The 16,790-nt window shown below is 66.9% G+C and carries 14 protein-coding genes and 1 pseudogene; 12 read left to right on the forward strand and 3 right to left on the reverse strand.

Annotation, left to right across the window (positions count from 1 at the left end; genetic code table 11):
- Positions 1-147: 147 nt before the first annotated feature.
- Positions 148-480, forward strand: a pseudogene (locus ACIBVN_RS58495) (DDE-type integrase/transposase/recombinase); the annotation flags it as partial.
- Positions 481-559: 79 nt separating this feature from the next.
- On the opposite strand, the gene ACIBVN_RS58500 reads toward ACIBVN_RS58495, so the two are convergent.
- A complete protein-coding gene (locus tag ACIBVN_RS58500; protein ID WP_397151214.1) occupies positions 560-1,585 on the reverse strand; it encodes a LuxR C-terminal-related transcriptional regulator in 1,026 nt (341 codons plus the stop codon).
- A 473-nt stretch (positions 1,586-2,058) separates the two neighbouring features.
- Here ACIBVN_RS58500 and ACIBVN_RS58505 point away from each other — a divergent pair, with 473 nt between their 5' ends.
- From ACIBVN_RS58505 to ACIBVN_RS58555, 11 genes are all read left to right on the forward strand, one after another.
- Entirely contained in the window at positions 2,059-3,087 is a 1,029-nt protein-coding gene (locus ACIBVN_RS58505; RefSeq protein ID WP_397151216.1) for a phenylacetaldoxime dehydratase family protein, read from the forward strand.
- 34 nt (positions 3,088-3,121) lie between these two features.
- A complete protein-coding gene (locus ACIBVN_RS58510) occupies positions 3,122-3,943 on the forward strand; it encodes an alpha/beta hydrolase (protein WP_397151218.1) in 822 nt (273 codons plus the stop codon).
- Positions 3,944-4,025: 82 nt separating this feature from the next.
- Positions 4,026-5,516, forward strand: coding sequence for a sugar ABC transporter ATP-binding protein (locus ACIBVN_RS58515; protein WP_397151220.1), 1,491 nt, complete (start codon positions 4,026-4,028; stop codon positions 5,514-5,516).
- A gap of 89 nt (positions 5,517-5,605) precedes the next feature.
- Entirely contained in the window at positions 5,606-6,508 is a 903-nt protein-coding gene (locus ACIBVN_RS58520) for an ABC transporter permease (protein WP_397151222.1), read from the forward strand.
- 11 nt (positions 6,509-6,519) lie between these two features.
- Entirely contained in the window at positions 6,520-7,539 is a 1,020-nt protein-coding gene (locus ACIBVN_RS58525) for a sugar ABC transporter substrate-binding protein (protein ID WP_397151224.1), read from the forward strand.
- 141 nt (positions 7,540-7,680) lie between these two features.
- Positions 7,681-8,148: an SDR family NAD(P)-dependent oxidoreductase gene (locus ACIBVN_RS58530; protein ID WP_397151225.1), complete on the forward strand. Its 468-nt coding sequence runs from the start codon at positions 7,681-7,683 to the stop codon at positions 8,146-8,148.
- Between the two features lie 153 nt (positions 8,149-8,301).
- Complete coding sequence (locus tag ACIBVN_RS58535) at positions 8,302-8,730, forward strand: ester cyclase (protein ID WP_397151227.1); 429 nt, start codon at positions 8,302-8,304, stop codon at positions 8,728-8,730.
- Between the two features lie 276 nt (positions 8,731-9,006).
- Positions 9,007-11,352, forward strand: a complete 2,346-nt coding sequence (locus ACIBVN_RS58540; protein ID WP_397151229.1) for a molybdopterin-dependent oxidoreductase — start codon at positions 9,007-9,009, stop codon at positions 11,350-11,352.
- A 116-nt stretch (positions 11,353-11,468) separates the two neighbouring features.
- Positions 11,469-12,038 carry an RNA polymerase sigma factor gene (locus tag ACIBVN_RS58545; RefSeq protein ID WP_397151231.1) on the forward strand — a complete coding sequence of 190 codons (570 nt, stop codon included), beginning with the start codon at positions 11,469-11,471 and terminating at the stop codon, positions 12,036-12,038.
- The gene (locus tag ACIBVN_RS58550; protein WP_397151233.1) at positions 12,035-12,919 is read left to right on the forward strand and encodes a hypothetical protein; all 885 of its coding nucleotides are present in this window, start codon (positions 12,035-12,037) and stop codon (positions 12,917-12,919) included. Before ACIBVN_RS58545 ends, ACIBVN_RS58550 begins: the two co-directional genes overlap by 4 nt.
- Positions 12,916-16,035 carry a S8 family serine peptidase gene (locus tag ACIBVN_RS58555; protein ID WP_397151235.1) on the forward strand — a complete coding sequence of 1,040 codons (3,120 nt, stop codon included), beginning with the start codon at positions 12,916-12,918 and terminating at the stop codon, positions 16,033-16,035. Before ACIBVN_RS58550 ends, ACIBVN_RS58555 begins: the two co-directional genes overlap by 4 nt.
- A 114-nt stretch (positions 16,036-16,149) precedes the next feature.
- Here ACIBVN_RS58555 and ACIBVN_RS58560 read toward each other — a convergent pair whose 3' ends face one another.
- Positions 16,150-16,341 (reverse strand): hypothetical protein, encoded by a 192-nt coding sequence (locus ACIBVN_RS58560; protein WP_397151237.1) that lies wholly within the window; start codon positions 16,339-16,341, stop codon positions 16,150-16,152.
- Positions 16,342-16,346: 5 nt separating this feature from the next.
- Positions 16,347-16,643 carry a hypothetical protein gene (locus tag ACIBVN_RS58565; RefSeq protein ID WP_397151239.1) on the reverse strand — a complete coding sequence of 99 codons (297 nt, stop codon included), beginning with the start codon at positions 16,641-16,643 and terminating at the stop codon, positions 16,347-16,349.
- Positions 16,644-16,790: the final 147 nt, after the last annotated feature.

Raw genomic sequence — 16,790 nt, forward strand, 5'->3', positions numbered from 1 at the left:
TCTACTCCGCAGCAGACCTCATCGCCTACGCCATGAGTACTGGCGCCGTTCCGAACAAGATCAACTCGGCGTGTTAATTCTCTGCAAGCCCTAAGTGGGGCCAAAACATGCTGCCCCGTGGGGCCAGCTCACGCTGTCGAAGCCACCCTTGCCCTGCAAGACGTCCGGCGCTCGAAGGGGATCCGGACCACCATCCTTGCCAAGGACGGAAAGCGGGCCGGTGACCTGCTCGACCGCGACTTCACCGCGGCCGCGCCGAACCGGACCTGGGTCATGGACTTCACCTACATCCGCACCTGGGTCGGGTTCGTCTACGTCGCGTTCATCCTCGACGTGTTCGCCCAGAAGATCGTCGCCTGGAACGTCGCGCCCACCAAGGCCGTCGAGCTGGTCGACGTGCCCCTGCGGATGGCGTTGTGGCAACGGGACCGTGAGGGCCACCCGATCGTGCGCGGTGAGCTGAGCGGCCACGCGGACGCATCCATCGTGCGGAGCTGCGCTGCAGAACATGGCAACGCAGGTGGTCGCCGGGCAAGAGTCGGTTGGCGCGGTTCTGAGCCTAGGCACCACCGTGCATCGCTCGAGTGAGCTCCACCCGTGACCGCAACGCGAGTTTACGGTACGTGCTCTTCAAGTACTTCTTGACGGTGTGAGGGCTCAGGAAGAGCTGTACCGCGATCTCGCTATCCCTCAAGCCCGAGGCAACGAGGTCTGCTATCTCGTACTCCCTGGGGCTCAGGACCCCCTGGATCCAAGCCCGTGCGTGAGTCGGTGACGGTGCGTCGACCCGGTTGTGGATGATCGTGATGATCATGTCGTCGTCCGGCAGGTGAACCGACCGTAGCCTCAGGCCGGTCTCGGGATCTACGCTCGGGCGCGTCGTACCGTCGCGAATATGTGCTGCTCCTTCGCGCGCCCTGGCCAGAACATCGTCGAAGGTCTGGTCCCCTGACAGCCCGGCGATGACCTGCCGCGCCGCTGGATTCGCGGTGCGTTCTGCAGTGCGTGTGTCCGTCACGATGACCGGTTCGTCGATCAGCTCGAGGGCCGCGGACGCGCGCGCGAGCCGTCTGTCGAGCTCTTCAGCGACGTTGTTCCTCTCCATGGCCAGGCCGGACAGACGGCCGAGCGCCTCCATCACGGTCAGCTCCGCGAGAGCGAATCTGCCCTGGCCCGACGTCCGAGCCACGTTCAAGGTGCCTCGTACCTCGCCGGCCACGATCAGAGGTGCCTGCAACGTGTGGGCGATGCTATGCAGGGCGAGCACCTGCCTGTAGAGGGGAAGCAGCATCCACTCGGCTGGCTCTGAGATCTCTGCTTCCGTCACCGCTGAACGACGTGTCAACACCGCCTGCAGCACAGGGTCCGAGTCGCGACCCTGATGTTCGTACCTGGCGAGGAAGTACTCGCTGACGCCATGCGCAAGCACGCTCGATGCCGCGCTACCGTCGCTGCCTAGGAGATACACGCCCGCGGCCTTTCCGGGGATGACACGGCACATCTCCTCAAGGATCCTGGTCTGGATCTCCTGCTGCTCCCAACACGTGCGTGCCTCGGCGGCGAACTGGAGCAGCGTGGTGCTCACCGAACCCTCCACACGGGGCGCCTTTCTGCGGCCGAGCCGCTGGTCGATGCCCGACGTACGACACCAGCTGCTGCTGCAAACAAACCTCCGCGCGAGATACCAAGGGCGGCGCCCGTCACGAGGCGCCGTTGGTGCCTGGAAGGTTTCGTGCGTCATCATTCGCCTCTGTCCAAAGAACCCGATATTCACTTGGTCCCCGGGAAGGCCGGCGCGTGGTGACCTCACGCTCGCGCTGCTCCGAGGATCGACCCATGCGGGAGCAGGGTCAAGTCTGAACAGCCCCGCTGGCGCTGTGACGGACGGTTGCGAAGAGAAGAGGACCCGTTCGGGTGACAGCCGGCGCGTCTCGGTCTCCGTCGCATGCCTCGGTGGCCTCCAACGAGTACGGGTCGGCAGTACCTGCTCGGGGTCTGACCACGCGGGGTCGCGCGCAGCAACGCTGAGCCATGAGTTGCCCATGAGAGGAACCGACGGTGACGAAGATACGACCTCGCGACTTCCACAATCCCTACTCCGCGTACAGCTCGACTTTCTCGTCACTCGACGAAGTCATCGTCATGGCGCAGATAGGCATTCAGTACCGCCCAGGAACTGATGCGAAGGACGTGCATGAGCGGCTGCAGGGGGCCTTGGCAGCAGAGTCCTGTGTCTATCAGGCTGAGGCCGGACGCCATGTGGACGCAGTCGGCCGCGCCAACGAGGTTTTCATGACCTACTGGACCTCCGACGAGGATTACCAGCGATGGCGTGCAGAGCACCCGATGGAGTCCTGGGCGCCGAGCTTGGTTGAGCGAGGCATCGGCCTGTGGGTCGAGACGATTCAGGTGCCGGCGCGCCGACTGGAGACGTCCTTTTCGACCGAGGACGTCCGATGGGGTATCGCCAAGAGTCGATCGACGCAGCTCAACCCGTTCCACTCCTACTTCGGGTCGATGCGCGACCGCATCCACGACGCCGAGGACGGCGGCCTTCCGGCGACCGTGCAGGACGTCTCAATGGGCGCCGTGACTTCGCTTGACCGCCATATCTGGTTCGAGGTGCCGGAAAACGTCTGCTTCATCAGGTCGCCTCAGGGTTGGCGGCACTGTCCCGATGCAGAGCGCGACTGGTTCGAGGAGCGGATGCTCCCCGTCTATCAAGTAGGCGTCGACTACCTGGTGGACAACCCCCTCACGACCGGGTGTCTCAGTATCCGCAAGCTCGACGTCGACTTCCCAGCCGGATCGCAGGTGCAGACGTCCTCTCTGGCTTGGTGGCAGTCGCTGGCGCACCTCGAGGCATGGGCCCATGAGCATCCGACTCATCTTGCGATCCTGAAGAGCTTCGGCGAGCTGGCGGCACACTTCGCGCCAGACGTGACCGTGGTGCTCGGTCACGAGGTCTATGTGGTGCCGGAGGGCGGCGCCCGAGCCGAATACGTCAATTGTCACGACCGTACCGGCCTGCTGCCGTTCTTCGGCCATCTGAGCACCACTGAGTCCCATCCCCTTACCCATCACTGAGCGGTCCGGGTCCCTGGTCCGAAGGAGAGACGCGATGTCGAACACGATCGTTGACTACGAAGTCGGCGGAATTCATGTTGCCAGGAGGCAGCCCGGGAGTGAGTCGTTGACTCGGTCAACTCCGGTGCTGCTCGTTCACGGCGGACTCCATGGATCCTGGTGCTGGGACACATTCACGGAGTACCTGTCAGACCGAGGATGGGACTGTCACGCGCTCAACTGGCGCGGTCGCGGGAGGTCACAGCCGCTCGACCCGGACCAGGTTCTGAGCCGGTCGATCGAGGACGTGGTCCCCGACATCGAGACCGTGGCGTCCCAGTTCGAGGAGCCACCGATCGTCATCGCCCACAGCATGGGGGCACTTGCGACCCTGAAGTTCGCGGAACGCAATCGGCACGCCGGCCTCGTGCTGCTCACACCGGCGCTGCCGCAGGAGGCAACCCCAGAGCGGCTCGAGATCCCAACCGATCCGGCTCACATGTGGGGGCCGCCCCCGTTCGAGCTGTCCAAGGAGCTGTTCTTCTCCGGAACCGATGAGGAGCTGGCCCGCCACTATCACGAGCTGCTCGTGGCTGAGTCGCCGCGGGCCGTGGCCGAGGTCACCACCGAGTGGAGCGTATCGGTCGACCCGGTCAGGATCTCCGGACCTCTGCTGGTGCTTGCGGCTGAGCACGACACCCTGTCAGATCCAGTCGCGGTGCACCGGCTTGCTCGGGTGTTGAACGCGGACTACCGCTTCGCGGCCGGCTTCGGGCACGGCGTCACCCTGGATAGGAACCGGGACTACATCGCAGGAGAAGCGCACCGCTGGCTCTGCGCTGTCGCCGGTGCACCGCAAGCCCAGGTGACGACGTGAGGTGGTCTGGGACGCGCCCGATGAGCCGCGGTGCGCTGCCTGACCGAGTCGCACTGGCTGCCAGCTCGTCGGAGGACTGACGATGAACGACAACCATGCGCCGGAGGCGGGAGACTGCGGCTCGCCGCTTCTGCTGGCCACCGGGCTGAGCAAGCGGTACGGAGCCACGTGGGCTCTCGAAGACGTCAGCATCTCGGTGCGCAGTGGCGAGATAGTCGCTCTCTCGGGAGAGAACGGGTCTGGCAAGTCGACGTTCGCCAAGATCGTGGCCGGCATCGTCAAACCCGACGCCGGGACGGTGATGTTCGGTGGGCGTCCCGTTCCACTCGGCAACCTCAAGGGGGCGCGCTCCGAGGGGATCGCTCTGGTTTCCCAGGAGCCCGCGCTCGTGCCGCACCTGACGGTGGCCGAGAACATTCTCCTCGCTCAGCTACCCGCGCCGCACCGACGGTTCTCCCTACCTCAGCTGGTGGCACGAGCTCGGCCGATGCTCGAGATGGCGGGGCTCGAGGTGGATCCCGCGGCCAAGGTCGCCTCTCTGTCAGAGCCGGACCGCGAGCTCATCGAGTTGGCGAAGGCGCTCAGCGCAGACCCTCGCTTGCTCATCCTCGATGAAGCCACCACGCGGGTGGCGGATCCAGCACGTCTGTTCGCCTTGGTCAGGCGCAAGGCCGAATCGGGGATGGCGACGCTGCTCATCACGCACCGCCTCCGGGACATCAAAGCGATGGCGGATCGAGCCGTGGTGCTTCGAGATGGCCACTATGTCGGCGAGCTGGGCCGCGACGAGCTCGATGAGGAGCGGCTGAGCGCGATGATGGTCGGTCGCGAGCTGAGAGAGCTCTTCCCGTCGCGGTCGCGGCACCCGGGTGAGGTTCGACTCCACGTGGCGTGCGTCGACGCCCCGCGATCGCTTCCGCTGACGGTGTCGGCAGGCGAGATCGTCGGCATGTTCGGTCTGATGGGCGCCGGACGTACTGAGCTGTTGGAGACCATCGCCGGCGCTCGCAAGGACGCATACCACATCTCGTGGAAAGGGCGCCGCCTGGGCCCCGCGTCGGTCGCGGGGCGGTTGCGTCACGGCATCGCGCTGTTGCCCGAGGACCGGATGCGGCAAGGACTGATCGCGCAGGCGTCCATTGCGCGCAACCTAACGATCGGCGAGCACCGAGCTTTCTCGGTCGCCTGCGAACGTCGCGACCGACGCCGTGCGCGAGACCGGATCCGTCGTTACGGGATCAAAGCGCACTCTGAGTCGCAAACCGTGTCTGGCCTCAGTGGTGGCAACCAACAGAAGGTCCTACTTGCCCGGGTCCTGCAGCGACGCCCCGAGCTGCTGCTGCTCGATGAGCCCACCCGCGGGATCGACATCGGCGCACGCCACGACATCTACGAGCTGATCTCGCAGCACGCCGCGTCCGGGGCGGCCGTTCTCCTGGCTTCGTCGGACATGGTCGAGCTCCTCGGGATATGCGACCGCATCGTCGTCGTCCGCGAGGGGGCCGTCGCCGCCGTCGTAGATCGCGCCCACGCGACCGAAGAGCTACTCGTGAAGCACGGTATCGGAGGATGACCATGGGCAAGCTGAGTGCCACCCGGCCAGCGCGACTATCGAGAGGTTGGCATCAGGCCGAACATGTCGGCGTCACCGTCGCTCTTGCGGTGCTGGTCGTCGTCCTCGCGGTGACTCAGCCCAACTTCGCCACGATCGGCAACGCGGTGAACATCCTTGAGACCAATGCAGTGCTCCTCATCGCCGCGATCGGGCTCACCTTCGTCCTGCTGGTCGGGGGGTTCGACCTCTCGGTCGGTGGCACGGTCGCGCTGAGCGGCATCCTTCTCGCGACGCTCTCGGCTCACATGGCCGACGGCCTCGCCGTGGCGGTGGTGCTTGTCGGCGCCTTCGTCGTCGGCTTCCTGTCGAACGGCCTGCTCATCGGCAGAATCGGCCTGTCCTTCTTCGTGGTGACCCTCGGAACAGCGTCCCTGTTTCGAGGCATCGCCCTGGTCATCACCGAAGGGCGAACCCTCACGCTGCACGACTACCCGTTTCTCCTGGACATGGGGCGCATGCATATCGGCGGTCTCCCACTGTCCGTGGTCGTGGCCCTCGGGCTGCTGGTGGCGGCCTACATAGTCACTCGCTTCACGGGGTTCGGTCGGATGGTGTACGCCGTCGGAGGCAACCCGGAGGCAGCGCGGCTGGCTGGGATCAACGTGCCCCTGGTTCGAGCGGCCGCCTACATGATCTGCACCGCGTGCGCCGCCCTGGCCGGCGTTCTCGAGGCTGCCCGGTTGGCGTCGGCGTCACCCACCGTCGCCGCCGGACTCGAACTGTCTGCTGGCGCGGCGGTCCTCTTGGGCGGCACCAGCTTCCTCGGTGGCAGCGGCGGCGTCATCGGCACTCTGATCGGGGTGCTCTTCCTCGGCACGATGTCGAACGGCCTGACCCTCGCCGGCATCTCCTCGTTCTGGCAGTCAGTGGTCGCCGGAGCCGTTCTGCTCGCCGCGGTGCTCATCGACAAGCTCCGCCTCCAGTCGCTCGACAAGTCCGTCAACAGATAGGGATTCCGGTCATGCACATCTCCTCAGCCCGTAGATGGGGCGCTCTCCTGATTCCGGTCCTGCTCGCCACCGGGTGCAGCACGCAGTCCACGGGTAATGCCGGCAAGGACGGGAACGAGATCGTCATCGGCCACTCTGTGCCGCATGGAGCCGACCCCGTGCTGGCGGCCCAGGCTCACGGGTTGGAGGTCGAGGCCAAGCGGCAGGGATACGAGGTGATCACCACGGACGCCAATGTGGACCCCGGCAAGCAGATCAGTGACGTCGAAACCATGCTCCAGCGCGGGATCGACGCCCTGGTCATCTGGCCTCTCGATGCCACCTCGATCCAGCCTGAGCTCGATCGGGTGCGAGCGGCTGGGATCCCCGTCGTCGTCCACGACACCGCGAGCGGCGGCCCGTACTTCACCAACCTCGACTATGCCGACCGCCAGGCGGCGTACGAGGCGGCGGAGTACCTCGCGCAGCTCAACGGTCCCGAATCAGGTGCGGTCGCGGTGCTCGGGCCAGAGACCATCGAGACGTTCCGCGAGCGCAATGCAGGCTTCCGTGAGGGCGCCGAAGCCGCCGGTCTGAAGATCCTGGACGCTCAGACGAACGAGCGGATCACTCCCGACGCAACAGCTGCGCTGGCCCGGACCTGGAAGCAGCGTTTCGGGAGCGAGGCCCAAGGGCTGTTCGACCCTGTTGACCTCACCGCGCTTGCTGCCGCTGCGGTCAAGGACGACAAGTTCGCGCCTGATGTCGTCGGGCTCGGTGGAGGTGAGGACGCGATTGAAGCAGTACGCAGCGGGGTGCTGGCGGCGACATGGGATCTGCGTCCGACGCTCATCGGCCGCGCACTCGTGTGGGCCGTCTCCGAAGCGCTGGCCGGCAGGAAGCTTCCCGCGGACATCACGATCGAGCTGCCCCGCATCGACCACGACAACGTGGGACAGGTGATGTCGTCAGAGGACCAGCTCGATGCCGACGTAGCGTTCGGCACCGAGGAGCGTGACGGCAAGACCTACCTAACGGTTGATACCGGGTGACCCGCTCGGAAGCAGGGGAGACGCGTGGCCTCGTGATGGTCATCGGCGCCTCACGCGGGCTCCGGCGCGCATTCGCTGAGAGCCTCGTGGCGGACGGTTATGCGGCCCTGGCGGTCGACAGGGCCGCAGGACCGCCGCCCGATGGCTCCCACGCAGGGCGTTACCGCGCGGTCGAGGCGGACGTTCGTGACGAGGTGGCTCTCAGCGCCACCGTCCACGAGGCTGAGGCGGACACGGGCGCCCCAACTGGTGGGAGTCGTGGCCAACGCCGGCATATATCCGATGAAACCCTTCCTTGGGACGACTCCGGCCGAGTGGCGGGAGATCCTGGGGGTCAATGTCGAAGGTGTCGCAGCCACCTTGCGTGCTGCCCTCCCCGGCCTGCTGACGGCAAAGTTCGGCCGCATCGTTGTTATCTCTTCTGGCACCGTGTGGTTGGGCGTGCCGAACATGGTCGCCTACGTCTCGTCCAAAATGGCGTTGGTCGGCATGGTGAGATCACTGGCCGCCGAGCTTGCTGGAACCGGGATCACCGTCCACGCCGTGACGCCCGGGCTCACCCGAACGGAGGGGTCCTGGAGGGTCCGGTCTCGCAGTTCTTCGACGTGATCGTTCCACAACAGGCGGTACCGCGACCACAGGTCCCGTCGGACCTGCGCTCTACCTTGCGCTTCTTGCTGGACCCGGAGAGCGACTTCATCACGGGTCAGACCATCAACGTCGACGGCGGCCTCGCTCGGCACTGACGAAGGGAGAACTGGTATGGCTTCACGTGTCGAAGAGCAGAACAGGACGCTGGCCTCCGACTACGTCGAGGCGTGGAACGAGCACTCGCTCGAGAAGGTGATGCGGCTGCACGCCGACGAGAGCGTCTTCAAGGTGCACATGGCCGGAGCGCCCGAGGCGCGAGGCTCCGAGGAGTGCCGCGCGGCCTTCGGGTTCCTGCTCGAAGCCTGGCCCGACCAGCAGTTCGACATCCAGGAGATCGTGGCCCACGACGGGGGCTACGTGTGCCGCTCGATCCTCACTGGCACCCTGGCCAAGCCGTGGAACCTGGGCGGCACGGTGGTCGAGCCGCGCGGGCAACGCGTGAGCTTCGGCATCCTCGACGTCATGACGTGCCGCGAGGGTCTGATCGTGCGCAAGGAGGTCTGGCTCGACGGCGGGGCGATGATGGCAGCGCTCATGTGAGGCGAAACCGCGAGGTTTGGTCGGCGTCCGCACGCACCCCAGAGGTGTTCGAACGAGGGTTGACCAAGGCCTTCGCCCGGCCTGAGCGAGGTCGGGGCTCGCGAGCGGGCCACCAGGCGCCTGCCACCCACAGGGCCGGCTCTCGAGTCGTTGTCCAACGCCGTTCACCATCCAGGTCTCGGTGGATGGTGGGTCCGCCGTGCTCGGGTCAGTACGAGCGGTGACCTCCGCTCGGTCATGACTGCCACGCATTGTTTGATGAGAGGACGTTCACCCATGCAGAACCCGCGCCCTGCTCGACCAGATGTGCACCACGGAGTGTTCACGACTGCCACGCACTGGGGTAGGTATCGAGTCGTCGTCAAGGGCGGGGAGGTCCGCTGGATCTCACCCCTGGACGACCCGGAGCCGGCCACGATCGGCTACCGCCGAACGAGCTATGACCAAGGTCGAGGTCGTGTCCTTCGTCCCATGGTTCGGACCAGCTACCTGCAGAACAGGGATACGCCCGCGCGACCACGGGGCGCCGACACCTTTACACCTGTCTCGTGGGAGCGCGCGCTCGACCTGGTGGCAGAAGAGATCAAGCGCGCCCACAACACGCGCGGGCCCAGCTCGATCTTCGGAGGTTCCTACGGGTGGGCAAGCGCTGGGCGCTTTCACCATGCGCAAAGTCAGGTGCATCGCTTCCTCAACGTGGCAGGTGGCTACACGCCTTCGATCGACAGCTACAGCTACGCCGCCATGGCGCGGATCGTCCCGCATGTGCTCGGCACCTCAGCCGATGAGCACTTGCGGTCCCTCCCGACGTGGGAGGAGATCGCGGCGCACGTCGACCTCCTCCTGGCTTTCGGTGGCCTTCCTGCCAAGAACGCTCAGGTCAACCCCGGCGGGGTGCACGTGCACCGGTCGCGCTCGGGCCTGCGGATGTGCGCCGAGGCCGGCGTCGAGCTGGTCAACATCAGTCCACAGCGGAGCGACCTCGACATCGACGATGCGCAATGGGTCCGCGTCAGGCCCAACACAGACACCGCGTTGATGCTGGCCCTGACCTACGAGGTGTGGGCCGCTGGCGACCACGATGCCGAGTTCCTGCGGGAGTGCTGCGTGGGGGCCGAGGATCTCGTGGCCTACCTGTCCGGGGCTCTGGACGGCGTCGTCAAGGACGCGAGCTGGGCGGCCGCGGTGTGTGACATCCCTGACTCCACCATCCGCGACCTTGCGCGCCGGATCGTGGGCGGCCGGACGTTGATCACAGTGAGCTGGTCCATTCAGCGCGGTGACCATGGCGAGCAGCCCTTCTGGGCCGCCATTGCTCTCGCCGCCATGGCTGGTCACCTGGGTTGGCCCCACAGGGGGGTCGCGCTCGGGTTCGGCACCCACCACAGCACCGGCACGCGGCAACGCAAGCTTCCGGTCGCCGCACTCCCGCAAAAAGTCCGTGAGCTTCCCGAGATCGCGCCCATCCCGGTTTCTCGTATCGCCGACATGCTGCTGGGTCCTGGGCAAGAGATCGACTTCGACGGCCGCCGCCTGACCTTTCCCGACATCGACCTCGTCTACTGGTGCGGGGGAAACCCGTTCCATCATCACCAGGACCTCAATCGCCTGGTGGAGGCCTGGCAGCAACCCCGTACGATCATCGTGCACGAGTCCTTCTGGACCGCCACCGCCAAGCATGCCGACATCGTGCTGCCAGTCTCCACCTATCTCGAACGCAACGACGTGGCGTACGGCCGCTACGAGTCTCACCTCTCTGTCATGCACGCCGCGGTAGACCCCCCGGGAGAGGCACGCGACGACTATGCGGTGTTCGCGGACTTGGCAGACCGGCTTGGATTCCGCCGCGAGTTCACCGAAGGTCGGTCCGCCGATGAGTGGGTGCGGCATCTCTACGACACCACGCGAGATGACCTAGCCGCTGCCGGCATGCCGATTCCGGACTTCCGGACCTTCTGGGCCGCCGGCGAGGTCACCATTCCCCTGCCGGAGCCCGATCGGCGGGCCGACCCGTTGGCGTTGTTGCGTGAGGACCCGATGCGAAACCCGTTGACCACGCCGTCCGGCAAGGTTGAACTGACCTCGGCGACGATCGAGTCCTTCGTCTACGACGACTGTCCGGGACACCCCACCTGGCTCGAGCCTCAGGAGTGGTTGGGCTCGACGGCTGCGGAGCACTTCCCCCTGCACCTGCTCTCTCCGCAGCCGCGAACCCGTCTACACAGCCAGTACGACCAAGCAGACCACAGCGCCGAGTCCAAGGTCCGGGGACGCGAGCCGATACACGTGAACCCCGACGACGCAACAGCCCGCCACATCCGCGCGGGTGACGTCGTTCGGGTCTTCAACGACCGTGGTCAGTGTCTCGCCGGTGCGGTGATCGATCCAGGAGTCCGCAGCGGCGTCGTCGTGCTCCATGCCGGAGCGTGGTACGACCCCATCGAGCCTGGTGGGCTCGACGCGCACGGCAACCCGAACGTGCTCACCTTCGACAAGGGCACCTCGAAGCTCGCCCAAGGCCCAAGCTCAGGAACGGCGCTTGTCCAGGTCGAACGCTTTGACGGACCACTCCCGCCAGTGCGGGCCTTCGATCCTCCTGCGCAGGACACCGAGCTGCACTGAGTATCCAAAGGAGCGCAGAGATGTGGCTCCTTAGCCTCAGCGAGCCGCTCCACCTCAACGAAGTTTCACCGTGTTCTCGCTGTCACGCCCGTACACTGCCGGACATTTACTGGCATGTGACATTCCTGAACCAGAAGGAAGCAGTGGAGCCCCGGCAGCGCTTTGAAGAGCTCTACACGGGGCACTACGCGGCTGTCTCCGGTTATGTCCGGCGTCGCACCGACCATCCGGACGACTGCGCCGATGTGATCGCCGAGACGTTCACCACGGCGTGGCGGCGGCTGGCGGACGTGCCGGCCGGTGACGAAGCCAGGTTGTGGTTATACGGAACGGCCCGGCGGGTCCTGGCCAACCATCGCCGTGGCGCCCTCCGCCGTACGGCCCTGACGCTGCGCCTTCGTGAAGAACTTTCCACGTACGACAGTACGGCGCCGGACCGGGCGCCGGAGGGGGCCAGGGAGGCGTTCGCGCGCCTGTCGGACGACGACAGGGAGCTGTTGTCGCTGATGGGCTGGGAAGGGCTCGGCACCGACGAGATCGCCAAGGTTCTGGGCTGCTCGCGCGTGGCGGTCCGCCAGCGCCTGCATCGTGCGCGTAAGCGCCTGGCCATCGAGCTGGCCGCCATCGACATCGACCTGAGCACGTACGGCCCGCGTGCCGTGAGCCTCGCCAAGGAGAGCGCATGACCCCCGACGACGTCGTCAAGACCCTGGCTCCCGACCCCGGCCCCGGGCTCACCCCGGCCGCGCGGGAGATGCTGGCCCAGATCATGGACACGGCCGAGCCCGAGCTCAGTGCCCGGCGCCCGCGGTGGCGGCCGCTGCTGGCGCTGCCGATCGCGGCGGCGGTCGCCGCGGCGGGCTGGTCGGCCATAGTCGTCTTCGGCGCCGTACCCGCCTCCGCGTTGGACATCAAGGAGGAGGGCGACCACTATCTGATCGAGGTCAAGGACCTGTACGCCAGCCCCGAGGTGTACGAGACCCAGCTCAAGGACGCGGGCGTGGACATCTCGCTCAGGGTCGCGCCGGTCACGCCTTCCTTCGTGGGCGAGATCTCCACCCACACGCCCGACTGGAACACGGGCCCGTTCCCCTATGCGGACAAGATCAAGACGATCGACCGCCCCAAGAACTGCGACTTCGTCGACTTCGGCCGAAGCTGCCCGATCGGGCTCACCATCGCCAAGGACTTCACCGGCAAGGCCGACATCCTGCTCGGCCGCGAGGCCCGTCCCGGGGAGGAGTACGAGGTCGTCGGCATGCTGAATGCCCCGGGCGAGCCCATGCACTGCAAGCCGTTCCTCAACCACCGGGTGAGCGAGGTCCGGCAGACCCTGGCCGGGCTCGGGCTGTCCATCGGCGAGTTCTCGGTCAAGGAGCCCGGCGAGCGGGGTGCCGATGCGGAGCTCAAGACGTCGGTGCCCGACTCCATGTACGTGACCGGCGGCGCGCTGTACGAGTACGGCAAGGCCAGCCTTATCGTCAGCGAGCAGCCGATGGCCGAGGAGCTCAGGCGGACCATCCTGGGCAAGTACGGCTGCCCCGTGAACGACGGGAGCACGTCGTGAAGGTGCTGATCGGCACGCTGCTGCTGGCGGCGACGACCGCGACGACCGCGACGCCGTTATCGGCCGCCCAGGCGGGCGCCGGACCCGCCGGGAACGTGGTCACCCTCATCACCGGTGACCGCGTCATGGTGGCCGGCAAGGGATACCACGTGACGCCCGGCGACAGCCGCGAAGTGACGTTCACAGGGCAGGTGCGTGGGGGCCACCTGTACGTGATCCCGTCCGACGCCCAACCCCTGATCGCCAAGGGCCTGCTCGACAGGCGCTTGTTCGACGTCACCCTGCTGTTGCAGTGGGGCTACGGCGACGCCACCGGGAAGGACATTCCGCTCATTGTCCAATCGGCCGACGAGCCCGCCGGCCGGCTGCGGGGCGCCGGGCAGACCCGGCGACTCGCCGGCGTGGGCATGACCACGCTGCGCCTGCCCAAGGCGAGCACCACTCAGACATGGCGAGAGCTCACGGGCCCCGGCGCCCGCACGCTGGCCGCGGGGGCGGCCACGCTGTGGCTGGACGGCCGTCGTTCTTTCAGCCTCGACCGGAGCGTCGAGCAGATCGGCGCCCCCGAGGCTTGGAAACAAGGTTTCACCGGCAAGGGCGTCAAGGTCGCCGTGCTCGACTCCGGGTACGACCCCGACCATCCCGACCTGAAGAGCGCGGTCAAGCAGTCGCGCAACTTCAGCGAAGAACCCGACATCCGCGACAACCTCGGCCACGGCACCCATGTGACGTCGATCGTCGCGGGGGCGGGAGAGAAGCACAAGGGCGTGGCGCCGGACGCGGAGATCGCCGTCGGCAAGCTGGGCAGCAGGGAATTCACCGAATCGGCGCTGCTGGCCGCCATGGAGTGGGCCGCCGTCGAGGTCAAGGCCAAGGTGGTCAACATGAGCCTCGGCGGGCCCGACACCCCCGGGCTGGACCCGGTGGAGCAGGCGGTGAATGTGCTGTCGGAACGGACCGGCGCGCTGTTCGTGGTGGCCGCCGGCAACGACCCCGTCAACCCGGTGAAGAGCCCCGGCACCGCCGATGCGGCCCTGACGGTCGGCGCCGTGGACCGGCAGGGCCGGATGGCCCCCTTCTCCAGCAAGGGGCCACGCGACGGCGACCACGCGATCAAGCCGGATGTCACGGCGCCAGGCGTCGGCATCGTGGCGGCACGGGCCGGGGGCACCCATGTCGCGATGAGCGGCACCTCGATGGCCACACCGCACGTGACCGGGGCCGCCGCCATTCTCGCGCAGCGCCACCCTGACTGGACCGGCCCTCAGTTGAAGGCGGCTCTCATCGGCAGCGCTGCGCCCGCGACGGACGCGACTCCGTACCAGCAGGGCGCCGGACGGGTGGACCTGGTGCGTGCGCTGGCCCAGCCTGTGACGGCCGAACCTGCCAACCTGCATGCCCTCTTCCCCTTCGGCGCGGCCGAGCAGGTGGCGACCAGGACTATCACCTACAGCAACTCTGGCGACACCCCGGTCACGCTCGACCTGACCGCCGAGGGCGACCTGCTCGACCTGTCCGCCGACCGCGTCGAAGTGCCCGCGCACGGACAAGCGCCGGTCACGCTGACGATCGACGCGCGCGGCAAGGCGACAGGCGACTACCCGGGAATCGTCACCGCCAGATCCGGAGAGCGGGTGATCCGGACACTGGCCGGCGCGTACGTCGAGCCGGAGACCCACAACGTGACCATCACCGCCGTCGGCAAATCCGGCACACCGATTGACCCGAGAGCCATCATCTACAACCCGGACACCGGCGCCGAACGCGACCTGTTCTTCGAGCAGGGCCGCGCCGACATCAGACTGCCCAAAGGCCGGTGGAACCTGCTGACCGACACCTCCGAACTGGAAGGCGCCACGATCGCCCACACCATCATCACCGTGGGCGAGACCGACCAGCAGGTGACGCTGGATGCACGCTTGGGGAAACAGGTCCGCTTCGCGATCGACGACCCGGAGGCGGTCCAGGACAACGGCTTCGACTTCCAGGTGGCCTTCGGGGAGTGGGCCACGTCCTGGATCTCGTTCAAGAAGTATCCCGACAGGCTGTTCGTCGTCCCGGCCCGCCAACCAGGACTGAAGTTCATGATCAGGAACATCTGGGTGAACAAGACCGCCTCGTACGTCTATGACCTCGCCCAGCGCCACATCGGTGAGCTCCCCGACGAACCCGTCTACGCGGCCGAGCAGCGGGAGTTGGCGAAGGTGACGGCGACATACCGGGCCTCCGGCGCGGCGGGCAAGGCCACCCCCATCACGGGGGCGCGCCTTGGCGACGCCGCTGGCGAGTTCCTGCAGGCACCGCTGAAGGAGATGGACCTGCCCGGCACGCTGACCCATTACCGGACATCCGGCCTTGTCTGGGACAGCGCGCTCCTGGCCGGGACCGCGACGATCGTGGACGAGGGAAGAACCGTACGGCGCGGATCCGCCCAGGAGCTGTGGAACGCCGCGGTGACGGGCCCTTCGCTCGCCGGGGTCGGCGCACGGCGTACCGGTGACAAGCTGGTGCTCAACGCCGGAGCCCTCTTCGCCGACGGTGTCGCTGGGCGGGCCGGGACGGACTCAGCCGCCACGGGTTCCGTCACCGTCACCAGGGACGGGCAGGTGCTCGCCAGGGCCGACCTCGCCGGTTGCGGAATCGACGATCCCGGTGCGTGCGAATTCCGCGCGAACCTGCCGGCCGAGGCCGCCACGTACACGCTCAGCGCGTCCCTGCGCCGGCCGTCGCCCTCGACGCTGTCCACCGCCGTGGACACTGTCTGGACGACGCGGTCCGCGCGCACAGAGGGAGAACGGCCGCTGCCCCTGATGGCGATGCGGTACGCCCCGGCGGGGCTTGACGAGTTCAACCGTGCCGCCGCCGGCTCGCTGACCCGGCTACCCATGTGGCTCGAGCGGAGTACCCCGGTCAAGAGCGTCCGGCTGGAGATGTCTGCTGACGACGGCGCGACCTGGCGCCCTGTTCCCACGGTCCGCGCGGGCTCGGAATGGACAGCCACCGTGCTCAATCCGCGCACGCCGGGACATGTATCGCTGCGCGTGCGGGTCGAGGGAACGTCCGGCGCCAGCCTCACCCAGACCGTCATCCGAGCCTACGCCGTGGGATCGGAATAACCGACCACGAGTCGCCACCGAGGCTACGCCACCGTCCTGGACGAACAACCTGACCTTGCCGGTCTCCAGATCCCCTTGCGCGAAGCCCCGGTGGCGGCCACCACCACCGATCACTTATCCCGCCGTCCACCACCGCAGCACCGAGCGCGGTGAACTCGTGTAGTCGTCCTCCTTCTCCGAGAACCACGGGTTGCCGAGCGCGTACTCCGTCCACAAGCCGCGGGGCGCGTCCGGCGCCTTCAGGTACTGACAGCGCTCTGCGTGCGACACACATCGGCGTGGAACCGGGAGGTCATGCATCACCATGGGGTTCAGTCTCCGTCGGTCCAGATGTACCAGGGGCCCTTGAAGTGTTCACACCCTCGCTCTTCTGGGTCCGGTCCCCGATCCGGGATGCAGGCGAAGCCGTAGCTCTTCCGATCCATCGTGAGCTCGGTGACCATGAACCTCGCTCCACCAGGGATCTTCTCCACATCGTCCACAAAATACAGGCCCCACCATCGATCGCTGTCATTGTCACTGCGCACCGACCGCGCGTAGCGCTCCAGGCTCGGCTCCGACAGGGCGAAGCGCGCGTGAAGGGGCGCGTCGGCCTTGACGAGCAGCACGGTGCCCAGCCAGTGCGAGCAGGACGAACATCCAGGGCGCCCACCCCCGCCGAGAGCTTGTCACTTCAAGTGTGTAAAGATCCTTTCCGGGTGATGGAGAACCCTCTTTATCTGATCCGTCCTGGGTAGGCGATATCGAGTTCGATG

Origin of the sequence: Nonomuraea sp. NPDC049400, from assembly GCF_044466425.1 — a bacterium.
Lineage (GTDB): Bacteria > Actinomycetota > Actinomycetes > Streptosporangiales > Streptosporangiaceae > Nonomuraea.

Coding starts and splice junctions, on each gene's coding strand:
- ACIBVN_RS58510 (WP_397151218.1), top strand. CDS start 3,122: ATGTCGAACACGATCGTTGACTACGAAGTCGGCGGAATTCATGTTGCC.
- ACIBVN_RS58515 (WP_397151220.1), top strand. CDS start 4,026: ATGAACGACAACCATGCGCCGGAGGCGGGAGACTGCGGCTCGCCGCTT.
- ACIBVN_RS58560 (WP_397151237.1), bottom strand. CDS start 16,341: ATGGTGATGCATGACCTCCCGGTTCCACGCCGATGTGTGTCGCACGCA.
- ACIBVN_RS58530 (WP_397151225.1), top strand. CDS start 7,681: ATGGCTCCCACGCAGGGCGTTACCGCGCGGTCGAGGCGGACGTTCGTG.
- ACIBVN_RS58550 (WP_397151233.1), top strand. CDS start 12,035: ATGACCCCCGACGACGTCGTCAAGACCCTGGCTCCCGACCCCGGCCCC.
- ACIBVN_RS58540 (WP_397151229.1), top strand. CDS start 9,007: ATGCAGAACCCGCGCCCTGCTCGACCAGATGTGCACCACGGAGTGTTC.
- ACIBVN_RS58535 (WP_397151227.1), top strand. CDS start 8,302: ATGGCTTCACGTGTCGAAGAGCAGAACAGGACGCTGGCCTCCGACTAC.
- ACIBVN_RS58525 (WP_397151224.1), top strand. CDS start 6,520: ATGCACATCTCCTCAGCCCGTAGATGGGGCGCTCTCCTGATTCCGGTC.